This is a genomic window from Dechloromonas hortensis, from assembly GCF_009469765.1.
In the GTDB taxonomy this organism is placed as follows: Bacteria; Pseudomonadota; Gammaproteobacteria; order Burkholderiales; family Rhodocyclaceae; genus Azonexus; species Azonexus hortensis.
Genome location: NZ_SSSQ01000002.1, coordinates 507,374 through 530,859, shown reverse-complemented (window position 1 = coordinate 530,859; position 23,486 = coordinate 507,374). Strand labels below are relative to the sequence as shown.

General features: G+C 62.4%; 24 protein-coding genes. 12 read left to right on the top strand and 12 right to left on the bottom strand.

From position 1 onward, the window contains the following. The first annotated feature begins 48 nt into the window (after nt 1-48). Nucleotides 49-1,197, top strand: coding sequence for a GNAT family N-acetyltransferase (locus GH663_RS05825; protein ID WP_153130712.1), 1,149 nt, complete (start codon nt 49-51; stop codon nt 1,195-1,197). On the opposite strand, the gene GH663_RS05820 is transcribed toward GH663_RS05825, so the two are convergent. Continuing rightward, nucleotides 1,198-1,776, bottom strand: coding sequence for an SCO family protein (locus GH663_RS05820; protein ID WP_153130711.1), 579 nt, complete (start codon nt 1,774-1,776; stop codon nt 1,198-1,200). A gap of 79 nt (nt 1,777-1,855) precedes the next feature. On the opposite strand from GH663_RS05820, the gene coxB reads away from it, so the two are divergent. Genes coxB through GH663_RS05795 form a run of 5 tightly spaced genes read left to right on the top strand, consistent with a single transcriptional unit; the run spans nt 1,856 to nt 6,295 of the window. Further along, on the top strand, nt 1,856-3,070 hold the full coding sequence (coxB, locus tag GH663_RS05815) for a cytochrome c oxidase subunit II (RefSeq protein WP_246181507.1): 1,215 nt from the start codon (nt 1,856-1,858) through the stop codon (nt 3,068-3,070). A gap of 10 nt (nt 3,071-3,080) precedes the next feature. After that, a complete protein-coding gene (gene ctaD, locus GH663_RS05810) occupies nt 3,081-4,676 on the top strand; it encodes a cytochrome c oxidase subunit I (protein ID WP_153130710.1) in 1,596 nt (531 codons plus the stop codon). After that, a complete protein-coding gene (locus GH663_RS05805; protein WP_153130709.1) occupies nt 4,673-4,810 on the top strand; it encodes a hypothetical protein in 138 nt (45 codons plus the stop codon). The genes ctaD and GH663_RS05805 overlap by 4 nt, the downstream gene beginning before the upstream one ends. A gap of 4 nt (nt 4,811-4,814) precedes the next feature. After that, nucleotides 4,815-5,426 (top strand): cytochrome c oxidase assembly protein, encoded by a 612-nt coding sequence (locus tag GH663_RS05800; RefSeq protein WP_153130708.1) that lies wholly within the window; start codon nt 4,815-4,817, stop codon nt 5,424-5,426. Further along, nucleotides 5,423-6,295 (top strand): cytochrome c oxidase subunit 3, encoded by an 873-nt coding sequence (locus tag GH663_RS05795; RefSeq protein ID WP_153130707.1) that lies wholly within the window; start codon nt 5,423-5,425, stop codon nt 6,293-6,295. Before GH663_RS05800 ends, GH663_RS05795 begins: the two co-directional genes overlap by 4 nt. Here GH663_RS05795 and GH663_RS05790 read toward each other — a convergent pair. Continuing rightward, nucleotides 6,283-6,483 carry a twin transmembrane helix small protein gene (locus tag GH663_RS05790; protein WP_066882311.1) on the bottom strand — a complete coding sequence of 67 codons (201 nt, stop codon included), beginning with the start codon at nt 6,481-6,483 and terminating at the stop codon, nt 6,283-6,285. The genes GH663_RS05795 and GH663_RS05790 overlap by 13 nt on opposite strands. A 25-nt stretch (nt 6,484-6,508) precedes the next feature. Here GH663_RS05790 and GH663_RS05785 point away from each other — a divergent pair, with 25 nt between their 5' ends. From GH663_RS05785 to pgm, 5 genes are all read left to right on the top strand, one after another. After that, the gene (locus GH663_RS05785; protein ID WP_246181506.1) at nt 6,509-7,258 is read left to right on the top strand and encodes an SURF1 family protein; all 750 of its coding nucleotides are present in this window, start codon (nt 6,509-6,511) and stop codon (nt 7,256-7,258) included. Continuing rightward, on the top strand, nt 7,255-7,833 hold the full coding sequence (locus GH663_RS05780) for a redox-active disulfide-containing membrane protein (protein ID WP_153130705.1): 579 nt from the start codon (nt 7,255-7,257) through the stop codon (nt 7,831-7,833). Before GH663_RS05785 ends, GH663_RS05780 begins: the two co-directional genes overlap by 4 nt. 132 nt (nt 7,834-7,965) lie before the next feature. Continuing rightward, nucleotides 7,966-8,862 (top strand): heme o synthase, encoded by an 897-nt coding sequence (gene cyoE / locus GH663_RS05775; protein ID WP_153130704.1) that lies wholly within the window; start codon nt 7,966-7,968, stop codon nt 8,860-8,862. A gap of 5 nt (nt 8,863-8,867) precedes the next feature. Further along, entirely contained in the window at nt 8,868-9,965 is a 1,098-nt protein-coding gene (locus tag GH663_RS05770; protein ID WP_153130703.1) for a COX15/CtaA family protein, read from the top strand. 164 nt (nt 9,966-10,129) lie between these two features. Beyond that, nucleotides 10,130-11,767: a phosphoglucomutase (alpha-D-glucose-1,6-bisphosphate-dependent) gene (pgm, locus tag GH663_RS05765; protein WP_153130702.1), complete on the top strand. Its 1,638-nt coding sequence runs from the start codon at nt 10,130-10,132 to the stop codon at nt 11,765-11,767. Between the two features lie 289 nt (nt 11,768-12,056). Here pgm and can read toward each other — a convergent pair whose 3' ends face one another. The 6 genes from can to GH663_RS05740 all read right to left on the bottom strand — a co-directional run bounded on the left by can (nt 12,057) and on the right by GH663_RS05740 (nt 15,533). Continuing rightward, entirely contained in the window at nt 12,057-12,719 is a 663-nt protein-coding gene (can, locus tag GH663_RS05760) for a carbonate dehydratase (protein ID WP_153130701.1), read from the bottom strand. A 53-nt stretch (nt 12,720-12,772) separates the two neighbouring features. Further along, complete coding sequence (locus GH663_RS20955) at nt 12,773-12,943, bottom strand: hypothetical protein (RefSeq protein WP_170291344.1); 171 nt, start codon at nt 12,941-12,943, stop codon at nt 12,773-12,775. 9 nt (nt 12,944-12,952) lie between these two features. After that, a complete protein-coding gene (locus GH663_RS05755; RefSeq protein ID WP_153130700.1) occupies nt 12,953-13,939 on the bottom strand; it encodes a TerC family protein in 987 nt (328 codons plus the stop codon). A 222-nt stretch (nt 13,940-14,161) separates the two neighbouring features. After that, nucleotides 14,162-14,623: a hypothetical protein gene (locus GH663_RS05750; protein WP_153130699.1), complete on the bottom strand. Its 462-nt coding sequence runs from the start codon at nt 14,621-14,623 to the stop codon at nt 14,162-14,164. Between the two features lie 150 nt (nt 14,624-14,773). After that, nucleotides 14,774-15,049, bottom strand: a complete 276-nt coding sequence (locus tag GH663_RS05745; RefSeq protein ID WP_153130698.1) for a hypothetical protein — start codon at nt 15,047-15,049, stop codon at nt 14,774-14,776. After that, entirely contained in the window at nt 15,033-15,533 is a 501-nt protein-coding gene (locus GH663_RS05740; protein ID WP_153130697.1) for a TerB family tellurite resistance protein, read from the bottom strand. Before GH663_RS05740 ends, GH663_RS05745 begins: the two co-directional genes overlap by 17 nt. A gap of 117 nt (nt 15,534-15,650) precedes the next feature. On the opposite strand from GH663_RS05740, the gene GH663_RS05735 reads away from it, so the two are divergent. Further along, the gene (locus GH663_RS05735; protein ID WP_153130696.1) at nt 15,651-16,577 is read left to right on the top strand and encodes a LysR family transcriptional regulator; all 927 of its coding nucleotides are present in this window, start codon (nt 15,651-15,653) and stop codon (nt 16,575-16,577) included. Nucleotides 16,578-16,947: 370 nt separating this feature from the next. On the opposite strand, the gene GH663_RS05730 is transcribed toward GH663_RS05735, so the two are convergent. The 4 genes from GH663_RS05730 to GH663_RS05715 form a co-directional block, all read right to left on the bottom strand. Beyond that, nucleotides 16,948-17,859, bottom strand: a complete 912-nt coding sequence (locus GH663_RS05730) for a ketopantoate reductase family protein (protein WP_153130695.1) — start codon at nt 17,857-17,859, stop codon at nt 16,948-16,950. A gap of 253 nt (nt 17,860-18,112) precedes the next feature. Then, the gene (locus tag GH663_RS05725; protein ID WP_246181505.1) at nt 18,113-19,066 is read right to left on the bottom strand and encodes a response regulator transcription factor; all 954 of its coding nucleotides are present in this window, start codon (nt 19,064-19,066) and stop codon (nt 18,113-18,115) included. Beyond that, nucleotides 19,053-22,439: a hybrid sensor histidine kinase/response regulator gene (locus GH663_RS05720; RefSeq protein WP_153130694.1), complete on the bottom strand. Its 3,387-nt coding sequence runs from the start codon at nt 22,437-22,439 to the stop codon at nt 19,053-19,055. The genes GH663_RS05725 and GH663_RS05720 overlap by 14 nt, the downstream gene beginning before the upstream one ends. Before the next feature lie 51 nt (nt 22,440-22,490). Next, entirely contained in the window at nt 22,491-23,408 is a 918-nt protein-coding gene (locus tag GH663_RS05715; RefSeq protein ID WP_153130693.1) for an NAD(+)--dinitrogen-reductase ADP-D-ribosyltransferase, read from the bottom strand. Between the last annotated feature and the right edge of the window lie 78 nt (nt 23,409-23,486).

Below are 23,486 nucleotides of genomic sequence, written 5' to 3'. Positions count from 1 at the left end.
CGGTGGCAATTGCGCTCTGATCAGTCCTTCCAGCCCGAACCAGCCTTGATGCCCGAGTTTTCCATCACCACCGTCGCCCGTGCCGAGGATATCGACCGCTCCGCCTGGGCAGCCCTGACGCCGGCCGGCCATCCCTTCCTCAATGCCGATTTCTTCGCCATCCTCGAACGCCACCACACCGCCGGGCCGGCCAGCGGCTGGCAGGCCCGGCACTGGCTGGCGCAGGCGGCGGACGGCACGGTACTCGGCCTGCTGCCGACCTACCTGAAAAGCAATTCGCACGGCGATTTCGTCCGCGACTGGTCATGGGCGGCCGCCTATGCCCAACTGGGCAAACCCTATTTTCCGAAACTGCTCAGTGGCCTGCCGCACACCCCGGCCGCCGGCCCGCGACTGCTGGTCAAGGCCGGCGCGCTGGCCGAGCAGGTTCGCGATCGCCTAATCGAAACGGCCAAGGCGGCGGTCGGCGAACTGCAACTTTCCTCGTGGCATGTCGCCCTGCCCGCCCCCGAAGATGCCGCAGCCTTTCAGGCGCACGGGCTTTTGCTCAGCCACGACGTGCAGTTTCACTGGCGCAACCGCGGCTATGAAAACTTCGAGCATTACCTGGCTGCCTTTCCGTCCGAAAAACGCCGCAAGGTCAAGGCGGAACGGCGCCGGGTCGCCGAAAGCGGCCTGAGCATCGAAGTCCGTCACGGCGACGAGATCGACCCGGCGGAATGGCCAAGGCTCTACCACCTGTACGCCTCGACCTTCGACAAATACGGCAACCATGCGGCATTCTCGCCGGCCTGCTTTGCCGATCTCGGCGCCGCCCTCGGCCGGCGGATGGTGCTCTTCATCGCTCGCGAAGACGGTGAGGCGGTCGCCCTGTCGCTCTGCTTCCGCAGCGCCGACACCCTCTACGGCCGCTACTGGGGCAGCAGCGGCAATTACCACAGCCTGCATTTCGAACTGTGTTTCTACCAGGGCATCGCCTATTGCCTGGCCCACGGGCTGCAGACCTTCGAGCCGGGTGCCGGCGGCGAACACAAGGTGGCGCGCGGCTTCGAGCCGACCGTGGTCAGCTCATGCCACTGGATCGAAGATCCCCGGATGCGCCAGTTGATCGGCCAGCACCTGGAGCGGCAGCATCACCATGTCGTCGCCTATGCCGACGAAGCGGCAACCCACCTGCCCTTTCGCGCCACTCCCTGATCAGCCGCGCAGCAACTGGCGGAGATCGGCCACGATGTCCTCGACCGACGCCGTATCCTTGACATAGAGGCGCAAGTGGCCGGCCGGGTCGAAGACATAGGCGCCCGACGAATGATCGAGGACGTAGCCCAGTTCGCCACCAACCTCCTTGCGCGCACTGAAGACGCGAAACTCCTCGGTCACAGTCTTAATCTGCCCGGCATCGCCGCGCAGGCCAAGGAATGACGGATGAAACCAGGGTACGAAGGCTTTCAGCCGTTCTGCGCTGTCCCGCTCCGGATCAAGCGTGACGAACAGCACCTGGACGCGCCCCGCCTCGTCCCCCATCACTTTCATCACCTCGGCCAGACGCGCCAGCATGGTCGGGCAGATATCCGGGCAGGAGGTGTAGCCAAAGAAAACGACCACCGCCTTGCCGCGAAAATCGGCCAGCGAACGGGGGTGACCGTGGTGATCGCTCAGTTCCAGCCCCCGCGCGAAGCTGGCCCCGGTCAGGTCGGTATTGCGCAAGGCCACCGGCGCCGGTTTGCAGGCGCCCAGCAGGGCGAGCGGGAGAGTTAGAAAGAGGCGTCGGCGCATGATGTTAAATATTATGGAACTAATTACGTAATACCGATTCTCAACGCATAAGTCGGTTCTCACAAGGGGAGGGAACAGAATGGCGAGAACACCGCATCATTCACTGGCTGGCAGGCAGAGCCGTGTGTACGCTTGTGCCTGTCGAACAGGCCGCCTCGCTCTGGCCCCGGCCCTGCTCCTGCCGACGGTTGCCAGCGCAGCCTACAGCTTCAACTTCCCCGAACCGGTCACCCCGATTGCGCGGGAAACACTGCATATCCACAACGAGTTCATGCTGATCATCACCATCCTGTTCGTGGTGGTGTTCGCCATCATGATCTACTCGATGATCAAGCACCGGAAGAGCATCGGCCACCAGCCGGCCAAATTCGTCGGCCCGACCGGCGCGCTGCAGTGGTTCTGGGCGCTGATTCCCTTCGCCATCCTGCTCTTCATCGACTTCGTGCTGATGGGCATTCCGGCGGTGCAGGCCATCATCAATATGGAAGACACCAAGACCAAGGCGGACATGGTGCTCAAGGTGACCGGCATGCAGTGGAAGTGGCAGTACGAATACCCCGTATCCGGCCTCAAGTTCATCAGCACGCTGTCCACGCCGCGCGACCAGATCGCCAACGCCGAGGCCAAGGGCGAGCACTACCTGCTCGAAGTCGACAAGCCGGTCGTGCTGCCGGTCGGCAAGAAGGTGCGCATCCTGCTCACCTCGACCGATGTCATCCATACCTGGTGGGTACCGCAATTCGGCGTCAAGCGCGATGCCATTCCCGGCTTCCTGCGTGAAACCTGGGTGCTGATCGAAAAACCCGGCATCTACCGCGGCCAGTGCGCCGAATTGTGTGGCAAGGACCACGGCTTCATGCCGGTAGTCGTCCATGCCGTGCCGGAACCCGAGTATCTCGCCTGGCTGGAAGCTCAGAAAGCCGAGGCCAAGACAGCGGCCGGTGGCGCCGACCGGACCTGGAGCAAGGACGAACTGGTCGCCGAAGGCAAGGCGGTCTACGAAAAGGTCTGTGCCGCCTGCCACCAGCCTGACGGGAAGGGTTTGCCGCCGGCTTTCCCGGCGCTGGCCGGCAGCAAGGTTGTGAATGCGCCGCTGCTCGACATGAACGGCAAGGTGATCAAGGACAGCCATGTCGACCGGGTGCTGCACGGCAAGGCCGGCACGGCGATGCAGGCCTTCAGCGCCAGCCTGTCCGATGTCGAACTGGCCGCCGTCATCACCTACGAACGCAACAGCTTCGGCAACCAGATGGGCGACATGATCCAGCCAGCCCAGATCAAGTCCCTGCGTTAGGAGACGAGCGATGAGCACAGCCACCACCCACGCCGCCGAACACCCGGCCGAACATTATCCCGGCGGCCTGATGCGCTGGCTGACGACGACGAATCACAAGGACATCGGCACGATGTACCTGACCTTCTCGCTGATCATGTTCTTCGTCGGCGGCCTGATGATCCTCGCGGTACGCGCCGAACTGTTTCAGCCCGGCCTGCAGTTGATGCGCCCGGAATTCTTCAACCAGCTGATCGGCGTACATGCGCTGGTGATGATCTTCGCGGCGCTGATGCCAGCCGCCACCGGCTTCGCCAACTGGATGCTGCCGCTGATGATCGGCGCCCCGGACATGGCGCTGCCCCGCCTCAACAACTGGGGTTTCTGGCTGCTGCCGCCGGCCGCCATTTTGCTCACCCTGCCCTTCACGCTCGCCCTGTTCGGCATCGGCGACGGCGCGCTGGCCACCGGCTGGACCTTCTACGCACCGCTCTCGGTGCAGGGCGGCATGGGGGTCGATTTCGCCATCCTCGCCGTGCACATCCTCGGCATCTCGTCGATCATGGGCTCGATCAACATCATCGTCACCATCTTCAACATGCGCGCCCCCGGCATGACCATGATGAAGCTGCCGCTCTTCGCCTGGGGCTGGCTAATCACCGCCTTCCTGCTCATCGCCACGCTGCCGGTGCTGGCCGGCGCGGTGACCATGCTGCTCACCGACCGCCATTTCGGCACTCACTTTTTCGATGCGGCCGGCGGTGGTGACCCGATTCTCTTCCAGCACCTGTTCTGGTTCTTCGGTCACCCCGAGGTGTATATCCTGCTGCTGCCGGTCTGGGGGTTGATGCCGCATGTCCTGTCCACCTTCTCGCGCAAGCCGGCCTACGGCTACACCGCGCAGGTGTACAGTTTCATCGCCATCGGCCTGCTCTCGGTGGTGGTCTGGGCGCACCATTTCTTCACCGCCGGCATGCCGATCCCGGCCTTGGTCTATTTCATGTTCAGCACCATGGCGATTTCGATACCGCTGGCCGTGCTCTTCTTCTGCTGGATCGCCACCATGTGGAAGGGGGCGATGACCTTCGAGACGCCCATGCTGTTCGCCGTCGGCTTCATCGTGCTGTTCGGCATCGCCGGGCTGACCGGACTGATCCTCGCCGACGTCGCGGCCGACGCGCAGTATCACCACAGCTATTTCGTCGTCGCCCACTTCCATTACGCGCTGTTCGCCGGCGGCATCATGGGCGTGATGACCGGCGTCTATTACTGGCTGCCCAAGTGGACCGGCCACATGTACAGCGAAAAGCTCGGCAAGCTGCATTTCTGGCTGACCGTCTTTTCCTTCAACCTGACCTTCATTCCCCAATTCTTCCTCGGCCTTGCCGGGATGCCGCGACGCATTCCCGACTACGCACTGCAGTTCGCCGAGTTCAACGCGATCTCGACCTTGGGCGCCTTTGTCCTTGGACTTAGCCAGTTGCTCTTTGCCTGGAACATCTGGTGTTGTGTAAGGGGCGGCCCAAAGGTCGAGAGCCGCGTATGGGAGGGGGCGGAAGGGCTGGAATGGGAGCTCTCGTCGCCACCACCCCACCATAGCTGGGAAACCCAGCCCACCGTCAAATGAGCGAGAACGACATGGCCCCCGCCTTCTCCGACGCCGACCTCGCCCGTCGCCGTAACGCCGCCCGCCGCCTCGGCTGGCTGCTCGGGGCGGCCGTACTGGCGCTCTACCTTATCGGGCTGTTCATCAAGCGCTAGCGCCATGGAACAGGTCCAGCCCACCTCCCCCAGCCACAACCGCCTGATCGGCAAGCTGTTGCTGATGGTGGCCGGGGCCTTCGCCTTTGCCTTCGCGCTGGTACCGCTCTACAACGTGCTTTGCGAAGCGACCGGCTTCAACGGCAAGACGGCCGGGCCGACGGTGATCCGCGACGGCTTCGGCATCGGCGGCCTGCAAACCGGCAGCGCTCCGGCCCCGAAGGTCGATCTCGGGCGGACCGTCCGCGTCGAATTCACCGGCACCGTGATGCCCGGCCTGCCCTGGGACATGCGGCCGCTGACGATCAGCCTCGACATCCACCCCGGCGAGCTGCAGCAGGTCAGCTACCTGGTGCGCAACACCTCGGACCGGCCGATTACCGGCCAGGCGGTGCCGAGCGTGACGCCGGGCCAGGCGGCGCAGCATTTCGACAAAATCGAATGCTTCTGCTTTTCGCAACAGACCCTGGCTCCGGGTGAAGCGCGCGAGATGCCGCTCGCTTTTATCGTCAAACCGGAGGTCGACCGCAGCATTAGCCACATCACGCTGTCCTACGCCTTTTTCAGCATTGACGGACAACGCCAGACACTGACCAGCAGCGGGGAGGCACGATGAAAGCAAATCCAGCCCATGCCACAGCCGGGGAACACTACTTCGTTCCGCAACCCAGCCTCTACCCGGTGATCCTGTCCGGCGGCATGTTCCTGCTCGCCCTCGGCTTCATCCAGTTGATCAACAACTTCGGCCCCGGCAAGTGGGTGATGCTCGGCGGCACGGCAGTCATCCTCTACGTGCTTTTCGGCTGGTTCGGCAAAGTCATCTACGAATCGCAGAGCGGCGCCTATCGCGACTGGGAAGACCGCTCCTTCCGCTACGGCATGATCTGGTTCATCGCCACCGAAGTGATGTTCTTCGCCGCCTTCTTCGGCGCCCTGTTCTACGTCCGGGTGATTTCGGTGCCGACGCTGGGCGGCATGCTTCCCGAACATGGCTTCAGCCTATGGCCGGAATTCGCCGGCACCTGGCCGACCAGCGGGCCGAAAGGGGCGGCTTTCACACCGATGGGGGCCTGGGGCATCCCGGCCCTGAACACCGCCCTGCTGCTCAGTTCCGGCGCCACCGTCACCTGGGCGCACTGGGGGCTGCTACGCAACAAGCGCCGCCAACTGGCGCTCGGTCTGGCCGCCACGGTCTTGCTCGGCAGCATCTTCCTCGGTTTTCAGGCTTACGAATACCACCATGCCTACAACGAACTCGGCCTGACCATGGGGGCCGGCGCCTACGGGGCGACCTTCTTCATGCTGACCGGCTTCCATGGTTTTCACGTCACGCTCGGCACCATCATGCTGCTGGTCATCCTGCTGCGCAGCCTGAGCGGCCACTTCAGCGCCGAGCGCCATTTCGCCTTCGAGGCGGTGGCCTGGTACTGGCACTTCGTCGATGTGGTCTGGCTGATCCTCTTCGTCTTCGTTTACTGGGTGTAGCCGGGAATGAGACCGAACCTGAAACCGGCCAGCAGCAACAGGAAGAGCGCGATCGACAGCCCGATGCGCAGGGTCAGCGCCCGCACCGTCCGCTCGCCGGCTCCCTGGTCGCGGTAGAGATAGAAGAGCCCGGAGAACAGGCTGCCGACGATGGCCAACAACAGCAAAACGACCAGCAGTTTGAGCATCGGCGACGCCTCCGAAGGAATTTCCGTGTCTCAGTATGCGCGCCGGCCGGGCAGAGCGGCAAGGGCCAGCCGCCGACAGGTCGCGCTGCTCGGCGGCCTGCTGCTCGCCTTCCTATTGCCGGCCTTCATCTCGCTCGGCTTATGGCAATGGCGCAAGGCCGAGGCCAAGACTGCCCTGCAAACAGAGTTGGACAGCCGCAGCCACGATGCCGCCATCGCCATGCCGATGACCCTGCTCAATGCGGCCGATATCGAGTCACTGCGCCACCACCGGATCATGCTGCGCGGCACCTACGATGCCGCGCGCCAGGTGCTGATCGACAATCGCCTGTATCGGGAACAGGCTGGCTACCACGTCATCACCCCGCTCCACCTGGCCGGTTCCGACCTGCACGTGCTGGTCAACCGCGGCTGGCTGCCGGCCCCGGCCGATCACCGTTTGTTGCCGGTCGCCGAAGTGCCGGCCGGCGAGGTCGAACTGACCGGCATCGCCGTGCAGCCCAGCCAGCGCTTCTTCAACCTGACGCCGCAGCCGACCAGCGGCTGGGCAGCGGTCTGGCAGAACCTCGATCTAGAACGTTTCCACGCCGCCGTGCCCTACCCGCTGCCGCCCATCGTCATCCAGCTCGACGCCACGGCACCGGGCGGCTTCGTCCGCGACTGGCCGCGTCCGGACGAACGAGCCGACCGGCACCGCAGCTACGCCCTGCAATGGTTCGGCTTCGCCGCCGCCAGCCTCGGTATCTGGGTCTTTTTCCTGAGCCGCAAGCCATGACCGCCGCCACCCTGCCCCCGCCCCGCCACAACGGCCGCTTGATGCTGGCCCTGGTCGCCAGCCTGCTCGCGCTGCCTTTCGCCATCGCCGCCGGCCTCTATTTCGGCGGCTGGAAACCGGCGCGGACCATCCAGCACGGGCAACTCTTCGAGCCGCCGCTGGCCCTGCCGGCCAGCGGCCTGCTCACCGGCGACGGGCATCCCCTGCCAACGGCCGACCTGCACGGCAAGTGGCTGCTGATCCTTGCGGTCGACGGCCCCTGTGACCAGAAATGCAGCCAGCGGATCGACGAAATGCGCCGTATCCAGGTTTCCCTGAACAAGGAGATGGGCCGCCTGCGCCGCGTCGTGCTGAGCAATAGCGCCGGCGACCCGGCACTCGCCGCCGCCGGCCGGCAGCAGCCCGACCTGCTGATCCTCGGCGCCCCGGCCGGCTGGCTGGCCGGGGGCAACAACGAGCCACTGTACATCATCGACCCGCTGGGCAGACGGGTCATCGCCTACCCCGCCGAAGTCAGCGCCCGGGAAGTGCGCACCGACCTCGACCGCCTGCTCAAATTTGCCTGGACCGGTTAGATCATGTCCAGATCGAAAAAAACCGTCATTCCCGCGCAAGCGGGAATCCAGTTTGTTGATTTTCTGGATTCCCGCCTACGCGGGAATGACAAATAGGACAGAGCCTGCTTAGCACCTTCGGGGAGAATAATCATGCACACCGTCGCCACACCAAGCCTCTCCTTCGGCCAACGCCTGACGGCCTTCAGCCACCTGTGCAAGCCGCGGGTCAACAGCCTGATCGTGTTCACCGCGATGATCGGCATGTGCCTGGCGACGCCGGATTTCCCGCCGCTACTGCGCTTCACTGTCGCCTCGCTCGGCATTGCGCTGGTTTCCTTCGCTGCCGCCGCCCTGAACTGCCTGGTCGAACGCACCGTCGATGCCAAGATGGCACGCACCAGTTGGCGGGCAACGGCGCGCGGCGACATCTCGCCGCTGGAAACCGTCACGCTGGCCACCACCCTCGGTGCCGCCGGTCTCTGGCTGCTGCACAGCTACATCAACGACCTGACGATGTGGCTGACGCTGGCCACCTTCGTCGGCTACACCGTCATCTACACCCTGATCCTCAAGCCGGCGACGCCGATGAATATCGTCATCGGTGGCGCCTCCGGGGCGATGCCGCCGCTGCTCGGGTGGACGGCGATGACCGGCCAGGTCTCGGCCGAGCCGCTGGTCCTCTTCCTGATCATCTTCCTGTGGACGCCGCCGCACTTCTGGGCGCTGGCCTGCTACCGGCGCGACGACTACGCCCGCTCCGGCCTGCCGATGCTGCCGGTGACGCACGGCATCGCCTTCACCTGCCAGCACATCCTCTGGTACACCGTGATGCTCGCCGCCGCCAGCCTGATTCCGGTCTCGCTCGGCATGAGCGGGACGCTCTACCTGATCGCCATCAGCCTGCTCGACCTCGTCTTCCTCGGCTACGCCATCGCCCTCTGCCGCAATTACAGCGATGGACTGGCCCGCCGTACCTTCCGCTACTCCATCCTCTACCTGACCCTGCTCTTCGCCGCGCTGTTCGCCGACCGCCTGATCGTCTTCTGAACCCCATGCGCCTCTACCGCCGCCTGCTGCTTGCCGCGACGCTGCTCGCCGTCATCGTCATCGGCCTTGGCGCCTACGTCCGCCTGTCCGATGCCGGCCTCGGCTGCCCGGACTGGCCGGGCTGCTACGGGCATTGGCTCGGTGTGCCCGAGGCGGCGCACGAACAATTGGCGGCCAGCCAGGCCTTTCCGCAGCAGGCAATCGATACCGGCAAGGCATGGAAGGAGATGATTCATCGCTATTGCGCCGGCACACTGGGCCTGCTCATCCTCGCCCTCTGCCTGCTCTCCTGGCGCGCCGAGTTTCGCCAGCGGCAGTCGCCGGCCCTGCCGACGCTGCTGCTCGGCATCGTCGGCCTGCAAGCGGCGCTCGGCATGTGGACGGTGATCCTGCAACTGAAACCGCTGATCGTCACGCTGCATCTGCTCGGCGGCATGACAACGCTGGCCCTGCTGGTCGCCCTGCTGCTGCGCAGTCAGGCCGGCGCAGCCAGGCCGCCGACCAGAGCCGCCCTCCGCCTGAGCGCGGCCCTCGCCCTCGCGGTCGTTGTCGGCCAGATCGCCCTCGGCGGCTGGGTCAGCAGCAATTACGCCGCCCTCGCCTGCCCGGACTTTCCGCAGTGCCAGGGCCAATGGCGACCAACCATGGATTTCGGCCAGGCCTTCAGCCTGCACCGCGAGTTGGGCCAGAGCGCCGACGGCAACCAGATTTCCGGCGCGGCGCTGACTGCCATTCACTGGAGCCACCGCCTCGGCGCCCTCGCCGTACTACTCGCCGTCGGCGCCCTGGGCGCGGTGCTGGTCAAAACCGGCTGCCGTCAATGGCAAGTTTGGGCGGCGCTGCTCTATGGTCTGCTCGGCCTGCAGATCGGACTGGGTATCGCCAATGTGCAGTGGTCGCTGCCGCTGGCCCTGGCCGTCGGCCACAACCTGGGCGCCGCCTGCCTGCTGACCGCCGTGCTGACCATCAACCTGCGCTGCCAGCCGAGCCGAACAACCGATCCGACGACCAAGGGAAACGCTGATTTATTCAAATATGTCATTCCCGCGAAGGCGGGAATCCAGAAAAATCAACGAACTGGATCCCCGCTTTCGCGGGGATGACCAATATTTCAGTGTTTCCCAAGAGCGACCTGCTGCTGAACACCAGCTCCGGTCGCGGCTGATCGGCTCGGCCAAGTGCGCCGACAGTCTTGCCAATGGAATACAAAACCCGCACCATGTCGGCCGCCCCAGGCTACGCCCTGCTTCAACGAAAGAGATTACCGATGGCTCACCCTCTCGCCGGCCAGCCGGCCCCCCTGACCAGCCTGACCGACATTCCCGCGCTGCTCGCGGCTTACCGCACGCAGCCCAACGTCAGCCGGCCGACCCAGCGCGTCGCCTTCGGCACCAGCGGCCATCGCGGCTCAGCCTTCAACGGCAGTTTCAACGAGGCGCACATCCTCGCCATCACCCAGGCTGTCGCCGAATACCGCGCCCAGGCCGGCATTCGCGGCCCGCTGTTTCTCGGCATGGACACCCACGCCCTCTCCGCCCCCGCCCAGCAAAGTGCCCTCGAAGTGCTCGCCGCCAATGGCGTGCTGACCCATCTGCAGGCCAACGGCGGCTACACGCCGACGCCGGTCATCTCGCGCGCCATCCTCGCCCACAATGCCGACGCCACCGCCGAACGGGCCGACGGCATCGTCATCACGCCTTCGCACAACCCGCCGCAGGATGGCGGCATCAAGTACAACCCGCCGCACGGCGGCCCGGCCGACACCGATGTCACCGGCTGGATCGAACAGCGCGCCAATGCGCTGATGGCCGACGGCAACAAGGGCGTCAAGCAGCTGCCGTATAGCCAGGCGCTGGCCGCCGCGACGACCCATGCGGTCGACCTGATGAAACCGTACATTTCCGAACTGGGCAGCGTCATCGACATGGAGAGCATTCGCCGGGCTGGCCTCCGCATCGGCGTCGATCCCATGGGTGGCGCAGCCGTCGCCTACTGGCAGCCGATTGCCGAGATGTACGGTCTGAACATCGAGGTCGTCAATACCGCGGTCGATCCGGCCTTCGCCTTCATGTCGCTCGACCATGACGGCAAGATCCGCATGGATTGTTCCAGCCCGTACGCGATGGCCGGCCTGGTCGCGCTGAAAGATCGCTTCGACATCGCCTGGGGCAACGACGCCGACGTCGACCGCCACGGCATCGTCACGCCCTCGCTCGGCCTGATGAACCCGAACCATTACCTGGCGGTGGCGATCAACTACCTGCTGACCCACCGGCAACACTGGCCGCGCAACGCGGCGGTCGGCAAGACGCTGGTCTCGAGCGGCCTGATCGACCGCGTCGTCAATGGCCTGGAACGCCGCCTGCTCGAAGTGCCGGTCGGCTTCAAGTGGTTCTCGGCCGGCCTGCTCGACGGCAGCATCTGCTTCGGCGGCGAGGAAAGTGCCGGCGCCAGCTTCCTGCGCCGCGACGGCACGGCATGGACGACCGACAAGGACGGCATCATCCTCGGCCTGCTCGCCGCCGAAATCACCGCCGTCACAGGTCGCGACCCGGGCCGCCACTATCTGGACCTCGCCGAGCGCTACGGCACGCCGCACTACCTGCGTATCGACGCCGCCGCCAGCCCGGCCGAAAAGGCCGCTTTCAAGCAGTTGACCGGCGACCGGGTCAGCGCCGCGACGCTGGCCGGCGAAACAATCACCGCCCGCCTGACGCGCGCCGCTGGCAACGACGCGCCGATCGGCGGCCTAAAGGTGACGACGGAAAACGGCTGGTTCGCCGCCCGCCCGTCCGGCACCGAAGACATCTACAAGATCTACGCCGAGAGCTTCAAGAGCGAGGTACACCTACAACAACTGGTCGGCGAAGCACGCGATCTGGTCAGCGCCGCCCTCGCCGGCTGAGCCTGACTGACGAGGGCTGCCAGGGCAGCCTTCAGTTGCCGCTGGCCGGAAACAATAAAGTCTGTCGGGCATTCAAATAAACAAGACCCGGCAAATGCCGGGCTTTTTAATTTTCAATATTCAGCTATTCGGCCTTTGCGATCATTGGGCGGAGGTGCTCAGTCAGACAGCAACCCGCTGGTTAGCTGCCGTTCAGCCTTGACAGGTCGCGAACGACAGCTTTCCATTCTGGCGAATGGGTACTCCGTGTCTATTCCGGCCATTGGCCGACGACCCAGAATTCACCTTTTCAACGTCCGATGTGGTCAATAACCGTGTTGCTTAATGCCTTGGCGTATGCCAGTTCCAACTCGTCTCGACTTAGGGCGCTCATTTCCAGATCAATTAGGCGACCATCTCGTAAGCCATAGATCCAGCCATGCAAAAACAACTCCTGACCGGATTTCCAGGCGTCACTGACAGGTGTTGTCCGGGCCAGATTGCGTACTTGTTCAATCACATTGAGTTCGCACAGTTTTGCCCATTTGCTGTCGTAGTCTGGAGTGTTCTCCAGCAGATCAGCATGTCGGTCGCGCACATCCTCAATGTGCCTCAGCCAGTTGTCGATCATTCCATTAGACTGCCCATCAAGGGCTGCGCGCACGCCGCCGCAGCCGTAGTGGCCGCAGACGATGACATGCTGCACCTTGAGGACCTGGATGGCGTAATGCACTACCGAGAGGCAGTTGAGGTCGGTGTGCACGATTACATTGGCGATGTTGCGGTGGACAAATACCTCGCCCGGATTCAGGCCAGTGATCTGGTTGGCCGGCACACGGCTGTCGGAGCAACCGATCCAGAGGTATTTCGGGGCCTGTTGCTTGACTAAGCGCTGGAAGTAATCGGGATCTTCCTGCAATTGTTGCAGCGACCACACACGGTTCTTTTCGAAAAGTTCAGATAAGTATTTCATCGCTCGTCCTGTTTGAAAGTTTGTCTTTGGCCGCTGGTCGCGGAACGGCGGGCTCAATCACGGCAGGCGCTGATTCCGATCGCCGCGCGCGCCTCCATCGCGAACCGGCAAGGCCGCTCTAGCGTTTTATCGAGTACCGTCATATGTCCCATCTTGCGCCCCGGTCTAACGTAATGCTTGCCGTACAGATGGAGTTTCAGATCTCGATATGCACATGCAGGCATCGGCTGTGGTCACAGGACACGTTTTTCCAATGCCGCCTTGGAACGGGCATCTTTTTTTAAGGAAAGAATGATTGATGTGGCAATGATTGCTGCGACCACGCCGAGCGAGACTGCTACCGGAATCTTGAAGAGGTCAATGAGCACCATCTTGACGCCGATGAACATGAGGACAATGGCCAGCCCGTACTTGAGTAGCGAGAAGCGTTCGGCCATGTCGGCGAGCAGGAAGTACATGGCGCGCAGGCCGAGGATGGCGAAGATGTTCGAGGTCAGCACGATGAACGGGTCGGTGGTGATCGCAAAGATGGCCGGAATCGAGTCGACCGCGAAGATCAGGTCGGTGATCTCGACGAGGACCAGAACGAGGAACAGCGGTGTGGCGTAGCGCACGAGCTTGCCGGCTTCTTCCTTCATGATGAAGAAGCGCTCGCCATGCAGTTCGTCGCTCACCTTCATGTGCCGGCGTATCCATTGGATGGCCGGATTGTTGGCGAGGTCCGGTGTTTCGTCGGCGAACCACCACATCTTGATGCCGGTGATCAGGAGGAAGGCGCCGAATACATAGAGCAGCCAGTGGAACTGGGTGATGAGCCAGACGCCGGCGAAGATCATGACGGTACGCATGACGATGGCGCCGAGCACGCCGAGGATGAGCACGCGCTTCTGGAGTTCGAGCGGTATGGCGAAGAAGCTGAAGAGCATGAGCCAGACAAAGACATTGTCGATGGCCAGCGATTTCTCGATGAGGTAGCCGGTGATGTACTCCAGCGTTTTCTGATTGGCCAGTTCCCGCCCGGCCGTGCCGTCGAGGTACCACCACAGGGCACCGGCGAAGAGGAAGGAGACGCCGACCCAGATGCCTGACCAGGTGGCCGCTTCCTTGAGCGTGACGCGATGTTGCTTGCTGCCGCCGACGACGAAAAGGTCGATGGCGAGCATGATGAGGACGATGACTAAAAACCCGGCCCACATCCACCATGTGCCGATTGTTTCCATGAGAATTCTCTCCCTGTCAGTAAAACCTTGGGTCAGCGCCGTGCGTGTGCATTTTTATACGCCACGCCTGCGGAGCTGCAAAGGTCTTGCTCGCGGCCCTGTTGCCAGAACCACCCGTGACGCCGGGAACCGATGAATCATTCCGTGCTGACGACGCCGCGGCGGAGAGCTACTCCCCCTTGTATTCGATCCGGACTACAAAGATCCGGAGCTGTTCAGCAGTCAGGCATGGGTGGGCTCAAATCGACGCTGAGACCGCATGCGCAGGGTTGGAACCGAGCTGTCAGCGACTTCGTGGAGGTCGATTTCCCAGAACTTCATGGCCTCGGAAACCAGGACAGCTTCACCACCGGACAGTTCGCTGTCGGCATTGACGACATCGAGCATCATGCGCAGAAGCTGTTTTTGCAGCAAGGGGTGCTGAACTTCGGCGAGCAGAAGGTCAATGCCCTTCACATCGAGTTCGAGGTGTCCGGCCGGGGTTCGATGGGCGCTGCTCAGCATGTCGTCGCAAAGCTCATGGATCACCTTATCGAAACTGGCTTGGCTGAGACCCAGGCGGCGAACGGTGTCGGTGTGGTCGAGTTGCCTCAATTCGCTCGCGTCGATGGCGCCGTCAGCCATCAGGGTCAGAGCAATAAGGCGGCCCATGGCTTCAGGGCTGTCGGAAGGGTAGTGACGCATTATGAATCTCCTTGAAAGTCGGGTTGGTGTTTCTGATTCGCCCCTTTGCTGTGGGGACGTAGTCACTGTGATCGCATCTGGATATTTAATCCAATCAAATAAATTGTTAAAAATCATTTGTAGAAACTTATGTGTTGCCAGGCGCGCATTTCATAAGGCGGCAATCGCCAGATAGGAGCGCAGCTGCAGTTCTCTCGCACTCTGTTCATTACTCGGCCGGGCTTTTTGTAAAACGCTTCGTGCGCCTTCAGCGGATGCTGCCAACGCGGCATCGCTGAAACTGACGCGGAAGGATTCCTGTATCTCCGGCAGATCGACTCGTTGGTCGCGGGCCGGTCTTTCCTGGCGCATGACGAATTCACGGAGAACGCCACTGCCTACGACCGTTGCAGCAGGATTGGTCGGCAGTCTATCCAGTAGCAACATGGTGGCTTCCTTCGCTGTTACAAGCTGTCGAGCCGCGATAGATCGGCGTTTCCATTGGCGGACAATGGCGTGGGCTGGACGACTCGATCATCCCGCACAAATCGATTCCCCAGCGCTCGAGTGCCAGCGCAATCAATGAGGCTTCGCCGGCAGTCAGGCGATGATCGGCATTGACGATTTCGAGCATGATGCGCATGAGTTTCTTCTGCAGACCGGGATCACTGATTTCGTCCAGCAAGGCGGTGATGCGGTGCTCATCGAGTTCGAGCAAGCCTGACGCACTGCGGTTGGCGCTGGCCAGCATGTCCGTGCAGTATTCGTAGTAGATCGAGTCGAACTGCTCATCGTCGAGGCCAAGCCGACCGACCACGTTCTGGCGCTCAAGCAGCAGGATTTCACTGCGATCAATTGCACCGTCGGCCATCAATGCCAGCGCCACCACACGGGCGCCAGCTTCGGGACTATTGTTGCTGTATTTGCGCACTTCAGATCTCCTTCAAAGGCTTGTTCGAAATTTGCTGTGACTACAATTCCACTATCGTTACCCAAGCATATAAAATCCAATTAAAGAGTCAGCGCCTTTGAATTTGTCAGGACTTATATGCCACGTCGCCGCATTACCTTTCGCCAGCTGGAAACCTTTGCTGCTGTCTCCCGGCTGAACAGCTTCACCAAAGCGGCAGATGCCCTGCACCTGACGCAACCCGCTGTCTCGATACAGATCAAGCAGATTGCCGACACCATCGGCCTGCCCCTTTTCGAGCAGACTGGGCGCGATATTGCATTAACTCCTGCTGGCGAGGAGTTGCTCAAGACGGTGCGCAGCCTCGATGACATTTGGAATCGATTCGAGTCGGCAGTCGACGAGTTGAAAGGGCTGAAGCGTGGCAAATTGCGTGTCGCCTTGGTCACCACCGCCAAATATTTCCTCCCCCGCATGCTGGGCGCCTTTTGCCAGCGCTATCCAGATATTGATATCGAACTGGAGATCGCCAATCGTGCAAAAATCGTCGAGCGCCTGCGCAACAATCAGGACGATCTCTACGTGATGTCCTATCCACCCGATGATCTGGATATCGTTAGACTTCCCTTTCTTGATAACGAGTATGTCGTCATTGCCCCGAATACCCATTGGTCGGTCGGCAAGCCGGTTTCCATTCAGGAACTGGCCAGCGAAGCATTTCTTCTGCGCGAACCTGGTTCCGGGTCACGTCACGTTATCGATCAGCACATGCAGGCGCTTGGCATGAAGCTCAAAGTGCGTCTCGCACTCGCCAGTAATGAGGCTATTCGCGATTTGGTCGCTAGCGGCATGGGATTGTCCGTTCTCTCGCGCCACGCGCTGGGCAATGATTTCGCACGGTATGGCCTGGCTATCCTCGCGGTTGAAGGATTCCCGCTCAAGCAGGCGTGGAACGTGGTGCACCTAAGCAGCAAGATTCTCTCGATACCGGCTCAAGCTTTCCTTGATGAATTGCTTAAGGAAGGCCTTGGTGGAGCACAAAAATTCACTACGCAAGAGTGTTGAATGCAATTAAGTCGGTGCATTACCATCAGCAGGTCATAGCCTACAGGGTGAGGCCGCCAACGGCAGTTTGAAGCAGTTCAATTCGCTGAACCTGAGTTTGGTAAGACGACCGCTATTTGGAATAGCTGGCTGGCCAGATTAGGGGAGGAGTACTCATTCGAAAGTAACGGTTGCGCCTATTCAAATGGTATGCCGATTCAACGGCAGAAACCAGTACGACACCGGCCACTTAATTGAACCACTCCCACTGACCACTTTGACCGAGGTCCAGCTCGTTGTCGCCGGGATGAGGCCGAATTTCGGCCTAAGCAGTCTCTCGTCGATACGGTAAGCAAAGGTTGCTTTACACAAAATTCCGGAGTCGCCGGTTTTAAATGAGTGATTTTGATTCTGCGTTACGTTGTTCGAGTAGCTTTACCAAGGCAAGGATGGTGCGATTAGCTGGCGTCCGGATTCCATGAATCGCCGCCCGGCGCACGACATATCCATTGATGTAATCGATTTCGCTTAGCCGGCCACGCGCGACATCGTGAGCAGTTGAAGAAATTTGCGTGGCCATCGATTGCGCAATGCCGGCTACGGCGGAACGAATGTCATTCTGCACGCTCACCCCGTCGGCCTTGGCAACTTCCAGGCATTCATTGACGACGTCGTCGATGACCTCTCTCATCCCATCCCCGGCGACAATCTGTCCGTAGGGCATTTGCGTTATCGCGGAGAGCCCGTTATAGGCGCAATTGATAATCAGTTTTGCCCAGAGTTGACCGGCCACATTGTCGGAGACACTCACAGGGACGCCTGCGAGTGCAAATTCGGCGACAACCTCTGAACTCCCGGCAAATTGACCAATGACCAGTTCGCCGCGTCCGTGATGACGTAGATGTCCGGGGCCGGCCATTTCGGTGGCGACATAAACAACGGCCGGATATACAAGCCGACCGAGGGACTTCTGGAGGCGTTCGGCGTTGTCGTAGCCATTTTGCAGGCTCAACACGATCGCGTCAGGGTCGAGATGGGGAGCCATGTCTTTGGCTGCTTGCAAAGTATCGTTTGATTTGACACAGCAAAGTACCAACTTTGAACCAGCGACAGCAGCAGCATTAGTAAAGGCGGAAACCAGCACCTGTTCGTCAAAACTTTGCGTTTGCATGCGCAACCCGCCGCAACGAATAGCTTCGATATGGACAGCGCGGCCAATCAGGACAACCTCCCGTCCAGCGCGAGCCAGCATTCCGCCATAAAAGCAGCCGACTGCACCAGCACCAAGTATTGTGGTCTTCATAGCGTGTTCTCTGTGTATTGCATCGTCGTCACGGGATCTGCTCTATGTAGGAGGGAAGCATGGCCAGGCAATTTTGCATAGCGGATAGTACCTACAAGAAGCCAATTCATTGCGGTGGCTCAACGTCAGTTGTCGTAGCCATTGTTGACGTAGAACCAAGTGAGTCTCAAGGTCCGCAAAGGCCGAAAAACAGGCGCCCAGAATGCTGAGCCATATCCGGCCCCTACAAACATTATTCTTCGCAATCACCCCTTTAATTGCCACGCATCTTGCTCATCGCCAGATTGGCCGCCGCGGTGCGCGTTTCGACGCCGAGCTTCTCGAAAACATGCTCCAGGTGCTTGTTCACCGTGCGCGGGCTGTTGCCGAGGATGTCGCCGATGTCGTTGCTGGTCTTGCCCTGCACCACCCAGTAAAGCACTTCGGCCTCGCGCTGGGTCAGCCGGAAGGCGGCGATCAGCGATTCGATGGCCGAGGCGTCGTTTTCCTCGCGCAGCACGACCAGCCACTCGTCATCGCCGGTCTGGTCGTGGAAGGAAGCCAGTAGCCGGCGGTTGCCCTCGGCGACCAGCAGGGTATTCGGCTCGCGGCTGTCGCGGCGGGCCAGGTTGGCGCTGGCGATCCACTGCAGCAGCTCTTCCGGCGCCACTTCCTCCGGGTTGGCGAAGTAGGCCTTGAGCAGTTTCCTGGCCAGCGGTGTCTGCCAGACCAGCTTGCCGTCGGCGGCCCGTACCGCCACCGTGGCCTGGCCGAAGGCATCGAGCGCACTCCGTGCCTGCTTCATCTGACGGGCGTTCTGCATGTGGGCGGCGATGCGGGCCAGCACTTCCGGCGGGCGGATCGGCTTGGTGACGTAATCGGCGCCGCCGGCCGCGAAGGCGGCGACGACGTGCTCGGTTTCGGTCAGCCCGGTCATGAAGACGATGGGAATGTGCTGGGTCGCGAAATCGGCCTTCAGCCGACGCGCCACCTCGAAGCCGTCCATGCCCGGCATCAGCGCATCGAGCAGGATGACGTCGGGCAGGCTCTGCCGGGCGCGCTGCAGCGCCGATTCGCCGTTGGTGGCGACGAGCACGGTATGGCCGGCTTCATCGAGCGCATCGTGCAACAGCGAGAGGTTCTCCGGAATGTCATCGACGATCAGGACGATGTCCGAAATGCTGTGGCCGAGGGGCATCGGCGGTTGGCTGCGGTCAACGGTTGGCATGGCTCATTTTCCTGAGAATTTCCTTCATGGCATCGAACTGGAATTGTCGCGCCAGATCGCGCAGCACACGGACAAATTCGCCATGTTTCGGGTCCAGACGTTCGATTTCGGCCAGCTTGGTCAGCATGCCGCGCAGGTAGCCGAGGCCGATCAGCTCGTCGAGCGCCGCCAGGTGTTCGCTGCCCGGCGCCACCAGCGGCGGCGGCTCAGCCGGGGCTGGCGGCGGCACTGGCGCATCGGCCGCCACCCATTGCAGGCCGAGCTTGCGGCCGATCCAGTCGAGCAGTTCATGGACGCGTAGCGGCTTGACGATGAAGTCCTCGGCGGCGACGCCGGCATCGTTCTCCAGCCCCTTGTCGAAAGCATTGGCCGAGAGCACGGCGATGTGGGCTTGGCTCAACTGCTGCCGGCGAATGCGCCGGATCGTTTCCCAGCCGTCGATGCCGGGCATGCCGAGATCCATGAAGACCAGGTGCGGCGCGAAGCGCGGGATGACCTGCAGCGCCTCGTAGCCGCTGGCCGCCTGTTCGACGATGAAGCCGAGCGGGTCGAGCACGCTCTGCAGCATGTCGCGATCGACCTTTTCGTTATCGACGACCAGGATGCGCTGGCGCACGCCGACGTAGCCGACCCGGTTGAGTTTCGGCAGTTCGCGCGCCGCCTGCGCCGAATGGACCTGCGGCAGGAAGAGCCGGATGCGGAACAGCGTGCCCTCGCCCGGCGTGCTGGTGACCTGCATCTCGCCGCCCATCAGGTCGGTCAGCATGCGGGCGATGGTCAGGCCGACGCCGCTGCCGCCGGCCTGCACCGTGCTGCCGCGGACGAAGGGCTCGAAGATGCGGTCGAGGTCGGCGGCCGGGATGCCGGGGCCGCTGTCGCGGATTTCGAAAACCGCCATTTCCCGCCGGCACTCGACCTTGAAGCCGACGCCGCCGCGCACGGTGAATTTGATGGCATTGCCCAGCACATTGATCAGGATCTGGCGCAGCCGCTTCTCGTCGGCCCGCACCACGGCCGGCAGTTCGCCGGTCGGCTGGTAGTCGAAGGACAAGCCCTTGTTGCGCGCCTGCAGTTCGAACATGCCGACGATCTGCTGCATGAAATCGGGGAAATCGAGTGCCTTGACGTCCAGCGTCAGCTTGCCGCCCTCGATGCGGGCGATGTCGAGGGTGCCTTCGATGACCGACAGCAGATGGTCGCCCGATTTGCGGATGACGCTGACCGCCTGCTTGCGATGCGGCGGAACGGTTTCGTCGGCGTCGAGAATCTGCGCGTAGCCGAGAATGCTGTTCAGTGGCGTCCGCAGCTCGTGGCTGATCGCCGTGATGTAGCGGCTCTTCGCCTGGTTGGCCTGCTCGGCGACCAGCTTGGCCTTTTGCAACGCTTCGTCGGTGCGCTGGTGCGATTCGATTTCCTGCATCAGCAACTGCGTCTGGCGGTTCGATTCTTCCTGCGCCACTTGCCGGCTCTGCTGGGTCAGCACCATCCACCAGGCGGCGACGCCGGACAACAGCAGCAAGGCGGCAAAAGCCTTGATGAAACTGTCCTGCAGCGCGCTGATCAGCAGCGTCTGCTCAGCGCCGAGGGCGAGCAGTTCGTGCGTGTACAACACGCCGAGGACCAGGGCGAGAACCGGCACGATGCCGGTCATCAGCATCAGATAGTGGCCGAGGCCGGTCTCCAGGTAAGGCAGAACCGGCGCCGGCAGCAGGCGGCGGAGGACGGTATTCCATTGCGCCGTCAGATTGGCTTCCGGCTTGCACAGGTCGTGGCAGCGCGCATCGAGCGAACAGCACAGCGAACAGATGGCGCCCTGGTAGGCCGGGCAATGCGCCATGTCCTCGCCTTCGTAGTCGCGTTCGCAAATCACGCATTTCTGGGCGTTGACCGCCGGAGTCGCCGCCGGCCGGGCCAGATAGTAGCGGCCGCCGGTCGCCCAGGCGATCAGCGGCGAAATCAGCAAGGCCGAGAACAGTGCGACGAAAGAGGCGTAAGGCTGGATGCCGGTCCCGAACAGCCCGACGAAAGCGCCGATCGACAGCAGCGAGGCGATGCCCATGGCGCCGACGCCGACCGGGTTGATGTCATAGAGGTTGCTGCGCTTGAACTCGATGCCCGGCGGCGACAGGCCGAGCGGCTTGTTGATGACGAGATCGGCAACCACCGCCGCCATCCACGAAATGGCGATGTTGGAATAGAGGCCGAGGACCTGGCCGAGCGCCCGGAAGACGTCGAGCTCCATCAGCAGCAAGGCGATCAGCGTATTGAAGACGACCCAGACGACGCGCCCCGGGTGGCTGTGCGTCAGCCGGGCGAAGAAGTTGGACCAGGCCAAGGAGCCGGCGTAGGCGTTGGTGACGTTGATCTTCAGTTGCGAAACGACGACGAAGAGCACGGTGGCGGCGATGGCCAGCGTCGTGTTGTCGAAGACGTGCGAAAAGCCGATCAGGTACATCTGGTTCGGATCGACCGCCTTGTCGGCCGGCACCGCATTGCGCAGCGCCAGCCAGGCGAGCAGCGCGCCGCCGAGCATTTTCAGGATGCCGGGCACGATCCAGCCCGGCCCGCCGACGACGACGCCGAACCACCAGCGGCGGCGATTGGCGGCGGTCTTTTCCGGCATGAAGCGCAGGTAATCGACCTGCTCGCCCATTTGCGTGACCAGCGCGATGCCGACGGTCAGCGCCGCACCAAAGAGGTGCGGATCGAAGCGGCCGCCCTCCCCGTTCTGGCCGGCGTATTGCCACAGACCGGCCAGCGCCTGCGGCTCCTCGACGAAGACAAAGGCGTAGGGCAGGACCAGCAGGCCGAGCCAGAGCGGCTGCGTCCACGCCTGCAGGCGACTGATCGCGGTGACGCCGTGGGTGACCAGCGGAATGACGACCAGGGCGCAGATCAGGTAACCCCAGGCCGGCGGGATGCGGAAGGCGAGTTCGAGCGCGTAGGCCATGATGGCCGCTTCGAGCGCGAAGAAGATGAAGGTGAAGCTGGCGTAGATCAGCGAGGTGATGGTCGAGCCGATGTAGCCGAAACCGGCGCCGCGCGTCAGCAGATCCATGTCCAGCCCGTGTTTGGCGGCGGTCTGGCTGATCGGCAGGCCGATCAGGAAGATGATCAGGCCGGTCGCCAGAATGGCCCAGAAGGCATTGATGAAACCGGCGTTGACCAGCATGGTGGCGCCGACCGCTTCCAGCACCAGGAAGGAGGCAGCGCCGAAGGCGGTGTTGGCGACGCGCATTTCCGACCACTTGCGGAAGCTGCGCGGCGTGAAGCGCAGGGCGTAATCCTCCAGCGTTTCGCTGGCGACCCAGGTGTTGTAGTCGCGCCGGATCTTGACGACGCGCTGGACGGGATTGCTGATTTCAGAAGGCATGCCGGAAATTATGCATGATTCGCGCCAGTCAGCGCCCGACCCCGGCAGTCGTCAGATTGTCGACAATGTGACATCGACGACGCCGCCGATGACCAGAAACTCGTCCTCGCCCTGCAGCACGCCGGGCAGCAGGCCGCAGTAGAAGAAAATCTTGCTCAGCGGCACGTTGACCGCAAGGATGTAGTCGCCGAACTCGCAGGCTCGCTCGCGGCTGCAGGTAAAGGAACTGAGGTTGTTGAGCAGGATGACGTAGCGACCGCCCTCGCCTTTTTCCAGTACTTCATGGTCGGCCATCCGGTTGACGCCGCGATACAGCGTGACGTGCCGGGCACCCGGGTGGCGCAGCGCCAGGTCGAGCTGGCAATAGGCGTAGACCAGGTCGAACTGGGCCTCCAGCGCATTGGTGCCATATAGCCCCTGCGAGCGCATTTCGAGATAGCGCCGGTAGGCATCGCCCGATGGATCGCGCAGCGACTGGCCGTGGTAGCGCGGCATCAGGCCGAAGCGCGACTCGACCCAGCCTTTGAGCACCGCCCCCTCGCGGCTGTCGGAATCGAAGCTCCAGCCGCGGATCATCCGCACATAGTTGGCCTTGGCCCGGCTCTTCCGCTGGCCTGTGAACCCGATTTCCTCCGGCCGTTCCAGCCGGAAATGCACGGTCAGGTAATCGCGGAAGACCTCGGCCCGGGCCTCGGCCGGCACCGCGTTCAGTCGGCGGAAAAGATCGGCATGCAGTTCGGCGACGCCGTCGATCAACAAGGGGCTGGGGTGTTGCTGGTAAGTCAGGCCGCCGAGGACGACGGCCGGCAGGTTGCAGCGATTGATCGGCAGGCGGGCGTCGCGCGGCAGTGAAGCTGGGTGCGGGTTTGTCTCGCTTGCGCTCGCCCCGTTGTCGTTACCCCTACAAAGCAGAGGGGAATTGTCGGATGTCCCCACGCTGACCGGCGCCGCTACATTTTCATTTTTCATCTAATAATCAATCGATTACGGTCTGCCAGTCGACCTGGCACGCAACATGCAGAAGGTGAGGTGCGACTCTCAATGATT